The organism is Erythrobacter sp. NAP1 (assembly GCF_000152865.1).
Classification (GTDB): Bacteria; Pseudomonadota; Alphaproteobacteria; order Sphingomonadales; family Sphingomonadaceae; genus Erythrobacter.
This window is the reverse complement of sequence record NZ_CH672390.1, coordinates 956167-975495: the sequence shown is the minus strand read 5'-3', so window position 1 is coordinate 975495 and position 19329 is coordinate 956167. Positions and strand designations below refer to the sequence as shown.

Annotated in this window: 15 protein-coding genes; 3 read left to right on the top strand and 12 right to left on the bottom strand. The window is 60.2% G+C overall.

Annotation, left to right across the window (positions count from 1 at the left end; genetic code table 11):
* Positions 1 to 3 precede the first annotated feature (3 nt).
* The 5 genes from NAP1_RS04525 to NAP1_RS16280 form a co-directional block, all read right to left on the bottom strand.
* On the bottom strand, positions 4 to 1440 hold the full coding sequence (locus tag NAP1_RS04525) for a UdgX family uracil-DNA binding protein (protein ID WP_007164055.1): 1437 nt from the start codon (positions 1438 to 1440) through the stop codon (positions 4 to 6).
* Positions 1440 to 2678, bottom strand: coding sequence for a putative DNA modification/repair radical SAM protein (locus NAP1_RS04520; RefSeq protein WP_007164054.1), 1239 nt, complete (start codon positions 2676 to 2678; stop codon positions 1440 to 1442). Before NAP1_RS04520 ends, NAP1_RS04525 begins: the two co-directional genes overlap by 1 nt.
* Positions 2679 to 2748: 70 nt before the next feature.
* A complete protein-coding gene (locus NAP1_RS04515; RefSeq protein WP_083776254.1) occupies positions 2749 to 3087 on the bottom strand; it encodes a PilZ domain-containing protein in 339 nt (112 codons plus the stop codon).
* 65 nt (positions 3088 to 3152) lie between these two features.
* Complete coding sequence (locus tag NAP1_RS04510; RefSeq protein WP_007164052.1) at positions 3153 to 4661, bottom strand: DNA polymerase Y family protein; 1509 nt, start codon at positions 4659 to 4661, stop codon at positions 3153 to 3155.
* A 22-nt stretch (positions 4662 to 4683) separates the two neighbouring features.
* Complete coding sequence (locus NAP1_RS16280; RefSeq protein ID WP_007164051.1) at positions 4684 to 5472, bottom strand: ImuA family protein; 789 nt, start codon at positions 5470 to 5472, stop codon at positions 4684 to 4686.
* Between the two features lie 261 nt (positions 5473 to 5733).
* Here NAP1_RS16280 and NAP1_RS04505 point away from each other — a divergent pair, with 261 nt between their 5' ends.
* A complete protein-coding gene (locus NAP1_RS04505; RefSeq protein ID WP_007164050.1) occupies positions 5734 to 6219 on the top strand; it encodes a pyridoxamine 5'-phosphate oxidase family protein in 486 nt (161 codons plus the stop codon).
* Between the two features lie 58 nt (positions 6220 to 6277).
* Here the strand turns inward: NAP1_RS04505 and NAP1_RS04500 are convergent, their stop codons facing one another.
* Positions 6278 to 7678: a sodium-dependent transporter gene (locus NAP1_RS04500; RefSeq protein ID WP_007164049.1), complete on the bottom strand. Its 1401-nt coding sequence runs from the start codon at positions 7676 to 7678 to the stop codon at positions 6278 to 6280.
* A gap of 146 nt (positions 7679 to 7824) precedes the next feature.
* On the opposite strand from NAP1_RS04500, the gene panB reads away from it, so the two are divergent.
* Positions 7825 to 8697 (top strand): 3-methyl-2-oxobutanoate hydroxymethyltransferase, encoded by an 873-nt coding sequence (panB, locus tag NAP1_RS04495; protein WP_040464243.1) that lies wholly within the window; start codon positions 7825 to 7827, stop codon positions 8695 to 8697.
* Here the strand turns inward: panB and NAP1_RS04490 are convergent.
* From NAP1_RS04490 to NAP1_RS04465, 6 genes are all read right to left on the bottom strand, one after another.
* On the bottom strand, positions 8682 to 9653 hold the full coding sequence (locus tag NAP1_RS04490; RefSeq protein ID WP_007164047.1) for a bile acid:sodium symporter: 972 nt from the start codon (positions 9651 to 9653) through the stop codon (positions 8682 to 8684). The two genes, panB and NAP1_RS04490, sit on opposite strands and share 16 nt — an antisense overlap.
* Before the next feature lie 40 nt (positions 9654 to 9693).
* Positions 9694 to 11172, bottom strand: a complete 1479-nt coding sequence (locus tag NAP1_RS15820; protein ID WP_007164046.1) for a lipopolysaccharide assembly protein LapB — start codon at positions 11170 to 11172, stop codon at positions 9694 to 9696.
* The gene (prsR, locus tag NAP1_RS04480) at positions 11165 to 12529 is read right to left on the bottom strand and encodes a PEP-CTERM-box response regulator transcription factor (RefSeq protein ID WP_040464241.1); all 1365 of its coding nucleotides are present in this window, start codon (positions 12527 to 12529) and stop codon (positions 11165 to 11167) included. Before prsR ends, NAP1_RS15820 begins: the two co-directional genes overlap by 8 nt.
* On the bottom strand, positions 12529 to 14667 hold the full coding sequence (prsK, locus tag NAP1_RS04475; RefSeq protein WP_007164044.1) for an XrtA/PEP-CTERM system histidine kinase PrsK: 2139 nt from the start codon (positions 14665 to 14667) through the stop codon (positions 12529 to 12531). The genes prsR and prsK overlap by 1 nt, the downstream gene beginning before the upstream one ends.
* Positions 14667 to 16052: a TIGR03013 family XrtA/PEP-CTERM system glycosyltransferase gene (locus NAP1_RS04470; protein WP_007164043.1), complete on the bottom strand. Its 1386-nt coding sequence runs from the start codon at positions 16050 to 16052 to the stop codon at positions 14667 to 14669. Before NAP1_RS04470 ends, prsK begins: the two co-directional genes overlap by 1 nt.
* A gap of 142 nt (positions 16053 to 16194) precedes the next feature.
* The gene (locus NAP1_RS04465; protein ID WP_007164042.1) at positions 16195 to 17532 is read right to left on the bottom strand and encodes a short-chain fatty acyl-CoA regulator family protein; all 1338 of its coding nucleotides are present in this window, start codon (positions 17530 to 17532) and stop codon (positions 16195 to 16197) included.
* A 155-nt stretch (positions 17533 to 17687) separates the two neighbouring features.
* Between NAP1_RS04465 and NAP1_RS04460 the strand changes: the two genes are divergently transcribed.
* Positions 17688 to 19286 (top strand): isocitrate lyase, encoded by a 1599-nt coding sequence (locus NAP1_RS04460; protein ID WP_007164041.1) that lies wholly within the window; start codon positions 17688 to 17690, stop codon positions 19284 to 19286.
* Positions 19287 to 19329: the final 43 nt, after the last annotated feature.

The following is a 19329-nucleotide window of genomic DNA, read 5'->3' as shown; positions in this document are numbered from 1 at the left end:
ACCCTATTCCGTCAGCTCGGCTAGCCGCGCGCGCACCGCTGCGAGATCGCGTGCAAACAGCTGTCCTTGCTCATCGCAAGCCTCTCCCTCTAGCCGCAACAGGTAGGAGGGGTGGACCGTGACCCACAATTCGCTGCCATCCTCCAGTGGGATCGGGCGACCGCGTTCCTTGCCGACGCTCACCGTGCGGCCTAGGAGCCCGCGCGCTGCGCTTGCCCCTAGAGCGAGGACCACGCGCGGTTTGACGAGGCTGCGTTCGGCCTCAAGCCACCAACGGCACGTATCGACCTCCTTTGCGGTCGGGGTCTGGTGGATGCGGCGTTTGCCCTTCCACTTGAACTTGAAGTGCTTGACCGCATTGGTGACGTAGGCCGTGCTGCGATCGATCCCGGCGTGGTCGAGGCACTGGTCGAGCAACTGCCCGGCAGGCCCGACAAAAGGTCTTCCCTGTTGGTCTTCCTGATCGCCAGGTTGTTCACCTACGATCATCAAGGGCGCATCAGCAGCCCCCTCTCCCATTATTGCACGCGTGCCGCAATCGGCGATCGGGCAATCGCGGCAGGCGGCAATGCCCTGTTCGACAGCGGCGAGGCTTTCGGGAATCGTCTTTACCTCGCGCTCGCCCGCGGCGACCATGCCCGCCTCGCGCGCCTGTGCCCCTGCGATCAGATCGGGGATCAGCTCGGCCTCTGGCATGTTCTTCCAATACTTCTTGGGCATCTCGGAGAGCATCGCCCCGACCTTCAAACGCGCCGGATTGAAGATTGAGGCGTAATAGGACTTCCACAGCTCCTCGGTCGGGTCGCCTTGTGGAGCGTCTTCGCGGCGCGCGGGGCCGCTTTCGCGCATCGTCTCACCATCCCAGTGAATGCAGCCGCGCGGGGTCAGGATCGACCACTGCATGTTGGCAAAGCGGCGCATGAAAAATCCGGCATTGGCGCGCACGATGTGATGATCGGGCTCGAACCACGCGACGTAGTGGTCGTCTCCCACTTCGCGAAAGCGCACGAAGGCGTGCATCTTGTGGCTGTCGCGGCGCACCTCCTTGTCGAGTTCCTCGATCCGGCGCACGTCGGGATCGGCGCTGTCTTCCATCGCACGCGGGTTCGACTGGAGACGCCACAGCACTCGGTACAGGAGGCCGAAACGCTGCGGATCGGAATGGAGCGCGGCGTTGCGGGCAAGCTTGAGAAAGCGTTTGCTCGCGCGCACGGGCCGCGCGTTGGAGCTGGGCACCGGCAAACGCTTCTCGCTGCGTGCCGGTCCTTCGAGCGCAAAGAGATCACCAGTTCCGCCCGGCTCGACCCAGCTTACCCGGTCAGGCGGCACATCGCACTGAATCAGCCCACGCGCACGCTCTCGCCAGAAGGCGAAATCATCTGGCGCGGGCAGATGCACGGCATAATGCGCACCGAGCGAGACATTCTGCATCGCGGTCATCAGAACAGCTCCAGCTGCTCTTGCTTGGGCGCGAGCAGCGCGCGCAGGTCCGCGCGATCGGTCAGCATGGTCGGCCGCCAGTCGACGGTGCACAGGAAGGGTCGCACCTTGGCGATCGACTGGGTGAGCCTGGCGACGTCATCAAGCCGCAGGGTCCGATGCCGCCGAGCCTTGAGGATGCGCGCCACCGCCGTCGTTCCCAGCCCTGGAACGCGCAGCAATTGCTCCTTCGACGCGCGGTTCACGTCGACCGGGAACTGACCCCTGAATTTCAGCGCCCATGCGAGCTTTGGATCAATGTCGAGCGGCAAGTTGCCATCAGCCTCGGTCGCCTGCGCGACTTCTCCGGGAGCGTAGCCATAGAAACGCATCAGCCAGTCGGACTGATACAGACGGTGCTCACGCATCAATGGAGGGCGCTTCAAAGGCAGCACTGCGCTCGCATCGGGGATTGGAGAGAAAGCGCTGTAGTAGACGCGGCGTAGACCGAATGCCTTGTAGAGCGTGCTCGCCTTGCCCACGATATCGACATCGCGCGCCGCATCCGCGCCGACGATCATCTGGGTCGACTGACCAGCAGGCGCGAAGCGCGGCGCGTGCTTGAAACGCTTGCGCTCGTCCTTTGCCTGAATGATCCGCGCCTTGGTCTTGCCCATTGCGCCTTCGATCTGCGCCTCGTTCTTGTCAGGCGCGAGACGCGAGAGGCCTGAACGGGTCGGCAGTTCGACATTGATCGAAACGCGGTCGGCGAACAGGCCCGCCTGATCGATCAGTTCAGGATCGGCCTCAGGGATCGACTTGAGGTGAATGTAGCCGCGAAAATCGTGTTCCTCGCGCAGGATCCGCGCAGCCTCGACCAACTGCTCCATCGTGTGATTGGCGCTTTTGACAATGCCGGAGGACAGAAACAGCCCCTCGATATAATTGCGCTTGTAGAAGTTGAGCGTGAGGTCCGCGACCTCCTGCGGTGTGAAACGCGCGCGGCGCACATTCGAGCTCTTACGATTCACGCAGTAATGGCAGTCGAAAATGCAGTGGTTGGTCAGCAGGATCTTGAGCAGCGAGATGCAGCGACCGTCCGGGGCGTAAGCGTGGCAAATTCCCATGCCTTCGGTCGAACCGATGCCTTTTCCGCCAAGCGAGTTCTTGCGCGCGGTCCCCGACGACGCGCACGAAGCATCGTATTTCGCCGCATCGGCAAGGATTTCGAGCTTTTCGCGGAGCGTTTCACTGGACATATGTTCTTTATATGTTCCAAAGCGGATTTTGCCAAATGCAAAGGATGCAATTCAGCTATGTGAGGCTAGACTATAGTCTGCGCGACTGATCGTCTTTCTCAACGGCTACGTCCGGCACTTGTGCTGCGCAGAGATGATCGAGCACCGCGGGGTGAACCTCTCCTTCAAAAGAGATGCCCGCCACCCGGTCCTCCATCCATGCAACTTTGCCTACGGGGACGTAAATGTTCGACACTTTCATGGTGATGCGATCACCCACATTGGCAAACCCGCGTGAGCCACTGACCTTGCAGCCGCCTTCGGAGATATCGATCATTTCGACATAGACGGGGCGCGACTCAACACGGCTCTTCACCGTCAGGCGCAATGGGCGGCGCTGCGAGTCGCGTGGAGTAGCGTGTAGGCTCATGGTTTCCAGATCGCATATTTCCGTAAAGGAAAGTTTAGTCTGGCGGTAAGGCCCGCTTAGGACATTCAAGCGGACAAGCCCTGAAGAAACCAGTCGGGCATTCCGCCCCGACCATCTCCGACAATGCCATGCCGGTAGATCCAGTAGCGGGCACCATCGGCATCTTCGATCCGGTAATAATCGCGCAGCCGCACGGTAGAGCGCACTCGCCACCATTCCGGCGCAATACGTTCCGGTCCTTCGACCCGCATCACTTCGTGCACCTGCCCACGCCAGCGAAAACGCTGCGGATAGCCGTCGGGCGACGCATAAAGGACCGCGATTCGTTCGGGCTGATCGAGCAGTTTCAGTGGCCTGTCGCGCACAGGCTCAGTCTGAACCGGCCATGCGCCTTCAAGCGGCGGGTGCCAGCTTTGCGCTCGCTCGGGCAAATGGCTGGCATGCGGAACCGGGCGACGCACTGCGTCAGGTCCAAGCCGCACGCTCAACCTGTCGATACAGGCCGCAAGCGAAGTGCCATGGCGCTCTGCCGCTGCCTCGACGTCCCCCTGTTCCGCAGCGAGCGGTTCAGCCCAGCTGGCACGCAGCCGGACAGTCTCTATCCCGAAACCGGCGTCGATATTGTCGAGCTTTTCCTCGAACAGACGAGTGATGTGCGTTGCATCGCGGGTCGCGGCGGCGAGTTCGAGGCGCCGCACGATGACTTCGCCGTCAACCCGCCACAGGCCGAGTTCGAGCCGCCTCGCCCCCTCTCCCCGCCCTTCGAGCTCGCGGGTCATGTCCTCGGCAAGATCTGCAAGCACGCGGTCCAGCAGCGAACGATGGCGCAGAGGTTCCATCAGGCGGCGCTGCACAAGCGGCATTTGCTGCGGGATGACCGGCAGCAGCGGTTCGGGCACCCGGCCAAGCAGCTGGTCGAGCCGGATAAGCGGGTTTGCGCTGGGCGACTTGCGGTTGCGGAACCGGCGATGGAGAGCATCGCGCGCAGCCTCCTCGCTGCGGTTCACGGCGCCGGTCGTGATGTCAGCAAGGTCGCCAAGCCGCTTGAGACCCAAACGCCGCAAGACGGTGAGCACGTCGTCATCGAGCCGCAGCGCTGCGACTGGCAGTTCGGCAAGCGCGCGGTTCATATTGTCGTTTGCTGACAGGATTGAACGTGGCGGCCCGTAGTGAGCCAAGGCCCATGCTGCACCTGCGGTCGGCGCAATGCTGGTGCGCACGGCATAACCGCGCGCGGCAAACGCGGCTTCAACGTCGGCCAGCAAGCGCGTCTCACCGCCGAACAGGTGCGCGGCGGCAGTAGTATCGACCAGCACACCGTCGGGTGGGTCAAGCGCGCTCCATGGACCCCAGCGCTGTGCCCACACGGCAAGCTTTTCGAGGCATGCAAGATCGCCCGCCGGGTCAGCGGGAGCCGTCTGGATCGACGGGCAAACCGTGCGCGCATCGGCGAGCATCATCCCGGCCATCGCACCGGCCTCTTGCCCCGCGCGGTTTACGGCGTGGATGCGTGGCCCGTGCGCGGTTTCCGTGATGAGGACGGTAGGGTCAGCATCCGCGCCCTCACCAGGCATGCAGACCTTTGCCTCAGGCCCTTCAGGCGCGAGCGACAGCCGCCAGCGATCGACCGACAGTCGGGCGCACCAGACGGCCAGGATACGGCGGGGCGGCGTGCTCGAGTGTGCCGGGGACTTGCGAGGCGCTGCGGGCAGAGAGGCGTCCTTTGTCATAAGTGAGTGTCCATTGTCCGGGAGCATGGCCGCGCGCTCGGAAGAGCTCGGCCTGCCAGGCAGGCACACCGGGAGCGTCTGCATTCCAGAGCGGTGGCTTCGAAACGGCAGGCCGGGCCCGCCAGCGCATCCGCGCCGAGGATAGGTCCGCCTCCGCCTCGATCCGCACCAGCCACAAGGCGATGCCATGCTTTTCAGCAGCAAGGCTGAGCCTGCGCGAGGCGGTGAAATCGAGCACGCGCGGATTGCCCGCGATCTCACCGATGACGCAGGCAAGGTCGCGGCACTTGAGCCCCTCTTCCAGCGCGAACAGCGCATCTTCGGGCTTGTGAGCCTCAACATGGATCAGGCGCTCGCGAAACTCTTCCGGCAGGCCGTGAACGTAAGGCCGCCCACCCATTTGCACCGCACGCGCATCCTGAACCCACAACACGTGTCGGCGATCATCGGCCTCAGCGAGCGGGCCTTCAGGCTGCGCGGTTGCTTCCAGTGCATCGCGTGCCAGAGCCAGCGCCAGTCCTGCCCCACTTGCATCACGGGCGCTGGCGAAAATCTCGCTATGAAGCGGCTGATCGCGAAGGCCCGGTTGCCAGCGCCCTTCCCTCGCCTTCGAGATCGCCGCGATTTCCTCCGCCGACAGAGTATGAGCCGACAAGTGCGACGCTGCGCCGCCTGCCGGGCGAACCGGAGGACGTGATGGCACGGACAGATCGCGCAGGGCTTTCGCCCCGGAAGGAAGAGCAGGACTGGTCATAGGAACATGTAAAAGACTCGCCTGAGTCTCATTTGTTCCTAATATGTTCTCATTTACCTGTCAGTGCAACGGTTTTTCGAACCGCCTGACCGCAACCGCCAACTCAAATGGAACGTTGCCCCCTGCCTGCGCATTGGATGGATAGACAAAGGAGATACAACAATGCGTTACAATCAAGGCAAAGCCGACGAACTCAAGACCCAATTCTGGAAAGCTCTGGCGGATTCGCCATTCCTGTTCCTCCAACTGGACGGACAGCCCGAAACCGCAGTCCCCATGAGCCCGCAGCTCGACAAGGACGCCGACAGCGCGATCTGGTTCTTCACCCACGCGCACAGCGACTTCAACAAGCTCGGCGCAGCGACCGCAACCTTTCAAGGCAAGGGCCACGACATGTACGCTCGCTTCAATGGCACGCTGACCCGCGAGACAAGCCAGGAGCGTTTCGACCAGTTCTGGAACAACTTCGTCGAGGCCTGGTACGAAGGTGGCAAGGACGATCCCAACATCGTCTTTCTGCGCATGGACCTGGGCGACGCCGAAATCTGGAGTGGCGATCTCGGCCTGCTCAACACTGCCAAGATGGCGCTTGGCATGAACGTCCACGACGAAGCCGAGAAGGAGCACGTCGAAGAAGTCGCGCTCTAAAACCCGACCCAAACGAAAAAGGGCCGCTCATTATTGGGCGGCCCTTTCGATTCTGAGCTTAGCCGAAGAGGCCAACATAGAGGATCACGGTCAGCACGATCGGACAAACATAGCGAACCAGCGCTCTCCACGTCTTGTGCAGCAAACCGTCCAGCCCGTTCTCGCTGTCGATCAGCTTCGCATCCGCAATCCAACCAACAAAGATGCAGGTCAGGATCGCACCGATGGGCATGAACAATTTCGCCGTCACACCATCAAGTGTGTCGAAGAAGTTCGTTTCCGCAAAGATCGGGATGAAGCTGAGCGGATAGAAACCTGCCAGATCGTTGAAAGAGAGCGCCGACAGCACCCCAAGAACCGCGGCACCTGCACCGACGATGACGGTCGCAACCGAACGCGAGATATTGAACTTCTCGAAAACGTAGGCGGTCGGCGCTTCTAGTAGCGAGACCGAGCTGGTCAGCGCAGCGAAGAACACCATCACGAAGAACGCGAGGCCAATCAGCGATCCGAACGGCATGGCCTGAAACGCGATCGGGAGCGACTGGAACATAAGGCCCGGCCCGGCGCTCGCCGAGAGACCCGCAGCAAACACGATCGGGAAAATTGCAAGGCCAGCCAGCAACGCAACGCCAGTGTCGGCGCTCGCGATGATGCCCGAGGTTTCACCCAAGTTTGTATCGCGGTTGGCATATGCGCCGTAGGTCATCATCCCGGCCACGCCGAGCGACAACGAGAAGAATGCCTGCCCCACAGCTGCGAGCATCACTTCGCCGGTCAGCTTCGAGAAGTCGAAGGTGAACAGGTAGCTTACCGCATCACTGAAATTGCCCGTGAAGGCGCCGTAGATGGTGATAGCAAGGAACAGCAGGAAAAAGAGCGGCATCAGGTAAACGGCAACCCACTCAATCCCGCTAGAAACACCACGCGCGACGAAGAACATAGTCACAACTAGGAACCCGAGGTTGAGGCCAACCATCAAGCCGCCATTGCCGAACAGGCCGGGAAGCAGTCCTTCGATATCGTCGGGAGCACGGCCCTCGAAAGCGCCGCCAGCCAGACCCGTTTGTACCAGATCGTTCGCGAAGACGCCGATATAATAGACCACCCAGCCGCCTACGACGCAGTAAAAGCTGAGGATCAGGAACGCCGCAAATACGCCCATCGAAGCAAGAACGCTCCACCCTTCGGGAGCGTTTGAATCGCGCGCTACACGCCGCACGCTCTCAGGCGCATTGGCCTGACCGTGACGCCCGATCAGCACCTCCGACAGAAGTACCGGCAGGCCAATGAGCAGAACGCAAAAGATGTAGAACAGCACGAAGGCACCGCCGCCATTCTCGCCGGCTTCTGCTGGAAAGCGCCACATGTTGCCAAGGCCCACCGCTGAACCGACCGCTGCGAGAATGAACGCGCTGCGTGAAGACCAATTCTCGTGGCCTGAACCTGCTGCTGCCATGTGTAGAAAAATCCCTCTTGGATCGCGCTTCCCCAAGCGCGTTGTCTTGTGTGGACGCCTATCTGCAATGATTCTGCGCTCTCGCCAAGGGGGGAGAGCAATATCCTTGTTTGTCGTTTGTCGCATGCGGCGCTAAATGAGCGCCCATGTCGACCACATTTCAGCTCGATACGAGCACCAGCCGAGCCCATCCCACCCCTCAGCCGATGAAACGGCTCACTGTCCCGCGCATCCGTGCGAAGAAAAAGGACGGCGTCACCGAAGAGCCGCTGGTGATGCTGACCGCCTACACGGCGCGTCAGGCACAGCTACTCGACGCACATTGCGACATTCTGCTGGTTGGAGATTCGCTTGGGCAAGTGATCTACGGGCTGGATTCGACCATCCCGGTCAGCCTCGAAATGATGGCCAATCACGGCGCTGCGGTAGTGCGCGGGAGCTATCATTCGGTTGTAGTCGTGGACATGCCTTTCGGTTCTTATGAGGCCTCGAAAGAACAGGCATTCGAAAGCGCCGCTTTCCTACTGAAGCAAACGGGCGCAGCGGCGGTGAAGCTCGAAGGCGGCGAAGCGATGGCCGAGACGGTCGAGTTCCTCAATTCACGCGGCATCCCTGTCATGGGGCACGTCGGGCTTACTCCGCAGGCAGTAAATGTGCTTGGAGGCTACATGGCGCGCGGTCGGTCTGACGCCGAAGCGGACAAGATTGTCAGTGACGCCGTAGCCCTCGACAAGGCGGGTGCCTTTGCCATCGTTATCGAAGGCGTCGTTGAACCGATCGCGATTGAAGCCACACAAGCGGTTGCTTGTCCAACCATAGGGATCGGCGCATCTGCACAATGCGATGGGCAGGTGTTAGTCACCGAAGATATGCTCGGCATGTTCGAACGCGTCCCGCGCTTTGTGAAGAAGTACGAGGATATTGCGAGCGTTATTGAGAAAACCGTCGCATCCTATGCCCAGGAAGTGCGTGAGCGTTCATTCCCGAGTGAAGACCAGACTTATCAGCCCAAGGCTTGATCGTCGGAGAGCAGCGTTGCGACTGGCGCCGCAATCATCAACTGCAGCAAGTGGTAGAGGAGCAGCGGCGCGATCACGAATCCCGCTATTTCGGCAGGAAACAGAATCGCGGCCAGCGGGGCACCGATTGCCACGCTCTTTTGCGCACCCGCAAACAGGAACGCTATGCGATCCTCTCTCGCAATCTTGAGCATACCGCCGGTAAGCCAGGCACAGCCTGAAGCCGCGATCAGATAAGCTACCACCAGCGCGATCAGGATCGCCCAGCCAGTGGCACCGAAAAGCGATGCAAGACCCTGCTCGACTGCGCCGGAGAACGCGACATACACCGCGATACCGATAACCAAACGGTCGAGCCACGCGACCTGCGACTTGCGGTCCTGCAGCCACTTGATCGTCCACCCCTGCACCGCTTGTCCAATCATGAAAGGCAAGATGAGTATCAGGCCAATCCGGATGATCGTCTCAGTTCCAATATCTGCCGCCTCACTCCCGGCGAGCAGCGCGAACAACGGCGCAGTTATGAATACGCCCGCAATGTTGATGAGCGCAGCCCCAACGACCGATAGCGCCACATTGCCGCCAGCAAGGCTCGTGTAGGAGGTCGCTGACTGGATCGTCGAGGGCAGCGTCCCGAGATAGAGAAAGCCCATCGCGACCATTGGCGGCAAAGCGGTGAGCGCCAGATTGGACAGCCCCAAGCCGATCAGCGGCATGGCTCCGAAAACGAATGCAAAGAGCGGCCCGAAGAACCGCCAATTGGTGAACCCGCGTGCGATTTCGCCGCGAGCGATCCTCATTCCGTTCACCAAGAACAGGACGAATATTGCGACATTGGAGACCAATTGAGCGCTTTGCCGACCTTCGCCACTCGCGGGCATCATGAACGCCAATGCAGTCGCTAAGAGAAGCACTGCAATCATCGGGTCAGCGAGAATGGAAAAGCGTTTGCCCATGTGCGATGCGCCAGTGCCCGGTCGGCTGCAGATTGTCGAGTTATGGGGTCAGAAATTCGCTTGGCTTGAGATCGCTCAGCAATTGATCGAACTTCGCCGCATCATCTTGCTGCCCCAGTGCACGCGCAGTTTCCGCGCGCAAGGCAAGGACATCGAGATCGTTGCCCGCGCCAAGCTCGATCGCTGTGTCGAGCAGCACGGCCACTCTCAACCAATCCTCATTCCCAGCGCTTCGCTGCGCCAAGAGGAACATTGCTTCGGTGTTATGCGGGTCGCCTGCAATATGGCGAGCGAGCAGTACCTCGGCGGAAATCTCGTCACCATTGGCGATGAATGCCTCGACCATTTTTCGCGTTAGCGGCCACGACCGACGGACACGAGCGGAGACTTCATAAAGTTGAAGCGCTCTCTCAGCGTCACCACTCGCAAGGTAGGTGTCACCGGCAAGCGAATGAATGTCTCCCGACAGCGGGGCCCTATCTATCAGGATGTTTGCCAGCCGACGTGCAGGAGCGAGGTTGCCCGCACCGACGAAGTCTCGCAGCTCGGCAGTGGCAATCGGCAGTTGGCCACTTTGACGCGCAGATCCTTGGAGTACGATTTGTTCATCGGCGCGACCCTCCAGCGCTCTTTCAATGAACGGGATCGCACGCTCACGCTCACCCATACGTTCGAGACTGCGCCCGACCAGCATCACGAGATAGGGTGAAGCGGAAGGGCGGGATGCCAACGCCTCGAACCGATCAATGAGAGCACGATCGCGCCCACCAAGCCAGAGCGCTCGCGCGAGCAGTTCGTTCACACGCACATTCGCTGGCTGACGTTCTGCCAGTTCTTCCAGAGTTTCTGCCGCAGTGTCGAAAGTGCCTTGCTGTAAGTTGACAATGGCATTGAGCATCATGGCCGAAGCCACTCCGCGCTGAACAAGTCCGCTTCGATTAAGCAATGTGCCCGCCAAGACCGGATCGCCTCCGCGTGCCGCAAGAACGGCTTGGAGAAAATGCACCTGCGGATGGTCGGGCGCTACCACAGCCAATTGCCGGACAACTGTCAGCATGTCGGCGTACCGGCCCAGATCGCCAAGCGTGGCCGCGTAGTCGGCGAGGATCTCCGGGTCTGAGGGGGCTGCAGCCGCAGCGGCCTCGAACCAGGGCAGCGATTCCAAAAGCCCATTGGCATCGCGCACCAATTGCGCCCGCATCAGCAGGGCTGAAGGATACTGCGGGTCAAGCTCGAGAGCATAGTCCGCCGCTTCAATTGCAGTCAGATGCTCGCCTCCACGGAAACGCAGGCGCGCGATCTCCACCCACAGACCCGGATTTTCAGGCTCAAGTTCGCGCGCCTCGTCATAGTACTGACCCGCTTCACTCAGATTGCCAGCATTCACCGACACTCGCGCATCGTCGATCAATTCGAGAAAGTCGGGACCTCCCGAGATGGCGGTCGAGGCGGCGGTCTCACTGTCCCCTGAACAGGAGCTGAGCGCGATTGCACCTAAGATCGCGAACAATCTACGCATGAAGGTCGTACTGTTTGAGTAGATCGTAAAGTGTTGGACGGCTGATCCCGAGCAGCTTCGCGGTACTGGAGATGTTGCCCTCGCTGCGTGCTAGCGCATGGCGGATCACGCGGCGATCGGCCTGTTCACGAGCAGCCTTGAGGTTGAGGACGTCAGAACTCTCTTCATCTTCGCCGTCAAAATCGAGGTCGGCAGCGCCAACCAATTTGCCTTCCGCCATGATCACCGCCCGTTTCACGCGGTTTTCCAGTTCGCGCACATTGCCCGGCCAATCATGTGCATCAATTGCCGCCAGCCCATCGGGTGCAAAGCCAGATACGGCCGGGTTCATCTCTGTCGCAAATCTCTTTAGAAAAGCCTTGGCGAGCAGGACTGCGTCTCCGTGGCGCTCTGCCAGACCGGGAATGCGCACTACGATCTCGGCCAGTCGGTAGAACAAGTCTTCGCGGAAGGTTCCGTCCCGGATCATTTGCTCAAGATCCTGATGGGTAGCGCACACAATTCGCGTGTCGACCGCAATCGTCTTGCGACCACCGATCCGCTCAATCGTACGCTCCTGCAGGAAACGCAGCAGCTTCACCTGAAGAGGGAGCGGAATGTCACCGACCTCGTCGAGGAACAGCGTGCCTCCGTTTGCGCTTTCAATCTTGCCCTCAGTTGTCTTCACTGCACCAGTGAACGCACCCTTTTCGTGACCGAATAGCTCGCTTTCCAACAGGTTCTCGGGGATCGCTGCGCAATTGATGGCGACGAAGGGCTTGTCCGCGCGGTTGCTCGTCTCGTGCAAGCCTTGCGCAAGCAGCTCCTTGCCCGTCCCACTCGCACCAAGCAGCATCACGGAAACCGAAGTCGATGCAACGCGCTCGATTGTCCTTGCAACCTTCACCATCTCCGGCGCGCCCGTAATCAACCGGCCAAGGACAGTCTTGTCCTCGCTGGCATTGGCTACAAGCCGGCGGTTCTCGCTCTCAATTGCATGAAGGTTGAACGCGCGGCGCACGATGAGACCGAGAGCGTCGATATCGACCGGCTTCTGATAGAAGTCATAGGCTCCGCGTTCGATTGCCCGCAGCGCGCTCTCACGTGCGCCATGTCCGCTGGCGACGATGACCTTGGTGTCAGGTTTGAGCTCCATTATCGCATCGAGCACGGCGAAGCCTTCGGTGGTGCCGTCTGGGTCGGGCGGCAATCCAAGATCAAGCGTCACGACCGCTGGGGCCTCGCTGCGCAGCGCCGCGATCGCGCTGTCGCGGTCACCGGCGATGACGACCTCAAAGTCCTCATACGCCCATTTGAGTTGCGCCTGGAGGCCTTCGTCGTCCTCGATGACAAGCAGGGTTGGTTTCTTATCAGCCATCATGCGACCTTTTCGTTCTTGGGCTGGGGTGCGATTGACCCAGCATTCGCGCGGGAAAGCAGGCTTGCCGTTTCGGCGACGGGCAAGGTGGCAGCAAAGCGCGTCCCGATTCCTTCTCGGGATTCGACTGACAGACGGCCACCCATTGATTTGATCATCTCGCGGGCCTCAAGAGCGCCAATTCCAAAACCGCCCTGTTTCGATGAAACGAAGGGTTTGAAAAGGCCCGTGCGCACGAATTCAGGCGACATTCCTTCGCCCGAATCGATGATCTCGATCTGTCCGGTGATACCGTCGCTGCTGACGCTGATGTGGACCGCATCTTCCGGCCCGCTCGCATCAACTGCATTCTGAACAATATGCACGAGTGCCTGCTCAAGGCTTTCCGCATCCGCCAGTACTTCAAACGTTTCCGCTTGCGTCACCTGGACCGGGTGAGCGCTCTTGAAACGCTGCTCAAGGTCGCGGGCCAAGACACTCAAATCGACCGGTCGAAGCGTATTTGCCGACTGGCCACCATATCGGCCCAGCCTTGCCAGAAGCGCGTTAAGCTTGTCCGAGGAATTGCGCAGCGTCACCAACATGTCTGCCCGAAACGCAGGATTGTCTGCGTGCTTTTGGGCATTCCCGGAAAGCAGTGAGAGCTGGCTCGCCAGGTTCTTGATGTCGTGCATCACGAACGCCATTCGCCGATTGAATTCGTCAAACCGGCTTGCGTCCATCAGAGCCTGTTGTCCCGCCTGCTCGGCAAGATAGCTGGCCAATTGCTGACCTACGACGCGCAACAGATCGAAGTCTTCCCAGTCTAGACGACGTTCGATCCGTGGTCGCGCGAGCACGATGGCGCCCACCAGCCTGTCGAAGTGAATGAGCGGTACGACCGCCCATGCATCTTCGGCTTCGATCAACCATTGGGGGACATGTTCAAGCTCACCGACGTGGTCGATCCCCGCTCGAGCCTCTCCGAGATCTAGGATATGATTGTGCTGCTCCAACAAGCCAGCAAGCGCGAAATCGGTGGCTTGTGCGGGGACTTCGAGCGTTGCCCAGTTCCAACGAGCAGAGAGTTCGAGGCGTGCTTCCTCATCGGGAACGAGCAAAAGTCCCGCCGGACTGTCGGTGATGTCTGCGATCGCTTTCACCGCACGCTGGTGGAAGCTGGAATTGCCGCTCGACTTTTGGCTGATCGTCTGCGTGAAGCGCAGCCATTCTTCGCGGTAGTCATAACGATGCTGAAACAGATGCTTTGCAGCGGTGACCCTCAACCAACCGCGCATGCGTTCCGACGGAAGCCACAGAATTGCGGCAACTACCGCCAGCACAAGGAACAAAGCCTGGCTCGCCCGGGCGATATCGCCGCCGAGCAGGGCCAGCCCTCGCGTGACGACAATCATCATCGACAAGTAACTGCCGATCACAAGCAGCGAGAGTGTCTGGAACGTCACCGCTCGCGATGGGCTGAACTGCAGACCCGCGCTGGTGGCATTCGCCCCTAGCGCAAGCGCAATAGCAAAGAGGCCAGCAGCAATTCCGCGCGCAGCAATCAGGAACGCCGGCGTTTCTCCAGCGAGATAGGCTACGGTGAAGAGATTGAGATCATAGGCAAATATTCCGGCAAGCGCGATGCCGCTCCACCGGATGATCTGGCGCGAAACATTGGCGGCGCTTGCATAAAGGTTATGCAACAGCACCAGAGCGCCAACTGCCACAAGCATGTTCAGGAGCGTGCCGATCTCAAAGATCACCAATTGGATCTGCTCATATTCGGCAGTTTGCGAACTCACGAAGAGCAGAACCGGCTGAAGAAATTGCACGGCAACTAGCGAAGCGATTACCGGGCGGATCGGCTTCAGGCTTTCATCGCGGCCGTCGGCGGCAAAGAGCCGGGAGATCACCGCGATCAATGCGAGATTGCGTGCCGTCGCTGCGAGTTCCGCCTCAGCGGCATTCGGCCCGAAAACGACGCTTATAACGCACCAGATTGCGGTGAGAGTAGAGGCAGCGATGGCGGCCCTGCGATCAGGCCGCGCTTCATCCCCTGAGCGCGCAATCCACAAGCCAGCGCCACCCGCCAGGAATGCCCCAGCGAGATAGCACAGCATTGTCGCGCTGTTCAGGAGTGAGGTCAGCCATTCCATTAGCGTGCACCCTCAGGCCACAGGATCACGCGCACCGTCTGCAACAGGATTACGAAATCGAGGAAAGGCGTGTAGTTCTTGGCGTAATACAGGTCATATTCGAGCTTCTTGCGGCTGTCCTCAGTCGACGCGCCATAAGGGTAATTGATCTGCGCCCACCCCGTTATGCCCGGCTTGACCATGTGGCGCTCGCCAAAGAAAGGGATCTCTTCCTGGAGTTCATCGACAAAGGTGGGTACTTCGGGTCGAGGGCCTACAAAGCTCATCTCGCCTTTGAGCACGCTCCATGTCTGCGGCAGTTCGTCGATGCGAACCTTTCGAATGAAGCGACCCACGCGCGTGACCCGACTGTCATTTTTCTCAGCCCACTTTGCTCCGTCTTTTTCGGCATCGACTCGCATGGAACGAAGCTTGATGAGGTGGAATGTTTGTCCAAATAGACCCACGCGCTCCTGCCGGAAGAAGGCGGGGCCCTTGCTGTCCAGCTTCACGATGATCGCGAACACGACGATGATTGGGGCAGTGAGGAAGAGCAGTATCAAGCTCGCCACAATGTCGAACACGCGTTTGACTGCGCTCGAGAACATGCGCCCGCTTGAGAAGCCGTCAGAGAAGATCAGCCAACTCGGGTTGACCGTATCAAGATCGACCCGGCCGGTCTCTCGTTCCAGGAAGCTGGAGAAGTCGTTGACGTGCACACCCTTGGTCTTGATGCGCAGCAGGTCATTGAGAGGCAGCGAGTTGCGGCGCTCTTGCAGGGCGAGAACCACTTCGCTCACGCCGAGGTTCTCAACAAAGCGGCCAAGATCATGGATCGCCTCACGCGGGATCGCTTCTTCGACCACGCGTTCAGGTTCACCCATCGCGATGTAAGAGACAATCGCGAAGCCAGCCTCTGGCTTTTCGGACAGTTTGCGAAGCCGCTGTGCCCTGTCTCCCGCGCCAAGAACCATGACCCGTCGGCGAAACGCACTCGAACCTAGGAAGCTGTTGAGCAGAAGACGGTCGGCAACGAGCACCAGAACCGTAAAGCCCATCGCGTAGAGCAGTGTCGAACGCCAAAAGGTCTCGCCGGGCAAGATCCAGTCGATGGTGGCAAGTGCGATGATGCCAAGGCTGATCGCAACCAGCAATCGTGCCCCTGCAAACCTCAACGATCGCAGGGCATAGGGCCCGTAAACCCCGACAGAGATCATCGCGAGCCAGACAATCGCGGCGGATCCAAGCAGCGGTATCCAGCGCGACTCGATCGGGTCCAGGTCCATCCCGATCTGCGACGCGCGAACCTGCCACGCCAGCTCGCCAGCCAGCACCAGCAAGGCAAAGTCCAGCAAGCCGAGCAAAATCACGGCATGGGGAATGTAGTGCTTGAACAAGCGGATCATCGCGTGGCGAAACCTTTGAATACGGTTTGGTGCGATGATCTCTGTAAGCGCCAAGGCTTAAGTGTCGGTAAACTTTACAGTGCAGTTGGAAGCCGCGCATTTCCTTGGGTGGCAGCGGTTAACAGCGTGTAAGCCTCATAGCTCAGCTTCCCCTCTGAAGCGACAGTCTGGCGGGTGCCGGCGTCAGGCAATCGGCGCGGCCGCATCGGGGGCATCCTACGCCAAGAGGGACCGCGTCGAGCGGGTCAAGCGATACACCGCGGGCCTGCGCCAATTCGCTTGCAAACCGTGCTTCCAGTCCAAGGACGATAGCGCGGCGCGCTGAACAGGCCGCGCCGTCGACTTCGACGGTTCGGACGATTGTGAACCAATGCCGGGGTACTGCCTCGCCTTCCCCAAACGTGACCGCTTGTGTCAGCATAGTCCCGCGGCTCTCGAACGCAGCATATGGCGCCCATGCAGGCCAGCGTGCTCCTTCGAGCGGATAGGCTGCACCGCTAGCGCCCGCCGTGAAATGGACCATTCGCCCGGTTCGCCCAAACCGGGCGCTGAAGAATGGAAGGCCGCGCTCACCGACGCGTTGAAGGGTCGTCAATCGCTGTGCCAACTGGTCGAAGCTGACCGAGAAGCGTCGCCCGAGGATCGGCAAATCGTACCCCGTCTGCTCGCAGGCTCTCAGAAAACGACTGTAAGGCATGAGAAGTGCCGATGCGACGTAGTCGGTCACATGCTCACGAAACCGCTCACGAGCCTCCGGCGATGTCAGATTGGCGCCCGCAACCACGGTCTCGATACCATCGCGTTGTTCCAGCGTCGCGATCTGGCGTGCTATCTGAAAACGCCGCGCGGCACCGCCTAGCATCTCTGAAAGCTGCAGCTGGCGCGCATGCAGATCGAGGCGATGGACAAGGCCGGGCACAACCTCCGAAGGCAAGACGCGGACGCTGAGACGATGTTTTTCGCGCAACCGTTCAATCAGGGCAGCGCTTATGTCACCGCGCGACAGACGCAGCTCGTCCGCGAGGTCTTCCGCGGCGTGATCGAGGTCGGCGAAATGGTTTTGCCAACGCTCCACTGCACGGCGCGCTTCGCCAATCGGATCCTCACCGCGTTCCGCATCCGGATGGGAGTTGTCGTAAAGTCTTGCAAAGGCAGCAGCCGCCTGCGGTGCTGCGGCGAGAAACTCCTGCACCTCTTCTCGATCAATCCCGAGGTCATTGAACCGCTTGTCCGCCATGCGCCGAGCAAGACCATCAACGCCGCCAATTGCCTCATCCTCACGTAGGTCGCGCGGATCAAAGTCGTACCGCTCAATCACCTGCACCAGCACGCGCGCAGAGAGCGGTCGCTGGTTTCGTTCGATCAGATTCAGATAGCTCGGCGAGATACCGAGTGATGCGGCCATTGCCGCCTGGGTCAGGCCTTCGCGCTTGCGCAAACGGCGCAGCGACGGGCCAGCAAGGAGTGTGCTCTCAGCCATACGCGATCTGTAAATATCTTTACATCGTTACACAAGAATTACCTGATCTGGTGCCATACAGACACGAAATTCTGTAACTTTTCCTGTCGCGCTGCACTGCACCATGGCATCGCTCCGCTCGTCACATTCCTCCCCTCGGACATAGGAGACCTCTCATGACCTACCAGAATACCATCGCCCAAATGCAGAGCGTTATTGAAGCAAATGGCCCCAGCTGGGGCGCAATTGACGCCGAAGCGACTGCCCGTATGGCAATCCAGAACCGTTTCCCCACCGGTCTCGACATCGCGAAGTACACCGCGAAGATCATGCGCGCAGACATGGACGCCTATGACGCTGATCCGGCCAACTACACCCAATCGCTTGGTTGCTGGCACGGTTTCATCGCGCAGCAGAAGATGATCTCGATCAAGAAGCACTTCGGCACTACCAAGCAGCGTTACCTCTACCTTTCGGGCTGGATGGTCGCCGCGCTGCGTAGCGAGTTCGGGCCCCTTCCCGACCAGTCGATGCACGAGAAGACGACCGTGCCTGAGACCATCGAAGAGCTCTACACGTTCCTCAAGCAGGCCGATGCCCGTGAGCTCGGCATGATGTTCCGCGAACTCGACGCAGCGCGCGACGCGGGTGACGAGGTGAAGGCCAAGGACATCGAGAACCAGATCGACAACTACGAAACCCACGTCGTTCCGATCATCGCAGACATCGATGCGGGCTTCGGCAACGCCGAGGCGACCTACCTGCTCGCCAAGAAGATGATTGAAGCAGGCGCCTGCGCGCTTCAGATCGAGAACCAGGTTTCGGATGAGAAGCAGTGCGGTCACCAGGACGGCAAGGTCACCGTCCCGCATGAAGACTTCCTTCAGAAGATCCGCGCGATCCGTCATGCCTTCCTCGAGATGGGCGTTGAAGATGGCGTCATCGTTGCGCGCACCGACTCGCTCGGCGCAGGCCTTACCAAGCAGATCGCTTACTCGACCGAGCCTGGCGATCTTGGCGACCAGTACAACAGCTTCCTCGATTGCGACGAAGTCGATCCGGCCAAAATCACCAACGGTCAGGTCTTCATCAGCCGCGACGGCAAGCTGATGGCTCCCAAGCGCCTCCCATCGAACCTCTTCCAGTTCCGCTCTGGCACTGGCGAAGACCGCTGCGTTCTCGACTGCATCACTTCGCTTCAGAACGGCGCGGACCTGCTTTGGATTGAGACAGAGAAGCCTCACGTCGAGCAGATCGCAGGCATGGTTGATCGCGTCCGCGAAGTGATCCCGAACGCCAAGCTCGTCTACAACAACTCGCCTTCGTTCAACTGGACGCTGAACTTCCGCCAGCAGGTCTATGATGCCTACGCGGAAGCCGGCAAGGACGTGAGCGCTTATGACCGCGACAAGCTGATGAGCATCGACTACGACGGCACCGATCTGGCGATCGAAGCCGACGAGAAGATCCGCACCTTCCAGGCCGACGCTGCGAAGCGCGCGGGCATCTTCCACCACCTCATCACGCTGCCGACCTACCACACCGCGGCGCTCAGCACGGACAACCTTGCCAAGCGCTACTTCGGTGAGGAAGGCATGCTTGGCTACGTCCTCAACGTTCAGCGCGAAGAGATCCGCCAGGGCATCGCCTGCGTGAAGCACCAGAACATGGCCGGTTCCGACATCGGCGATGATCACAAGGAGTACTTCGCCGGTGAAGCCGCTCTCAAGGCAGGCGGCAAGGACAACACGATGAACCAGTTCGAGGCTGCATAAGCAGCGGCGAAGAGAGGGATCCCGCGAGGTCGGCAAACACTGG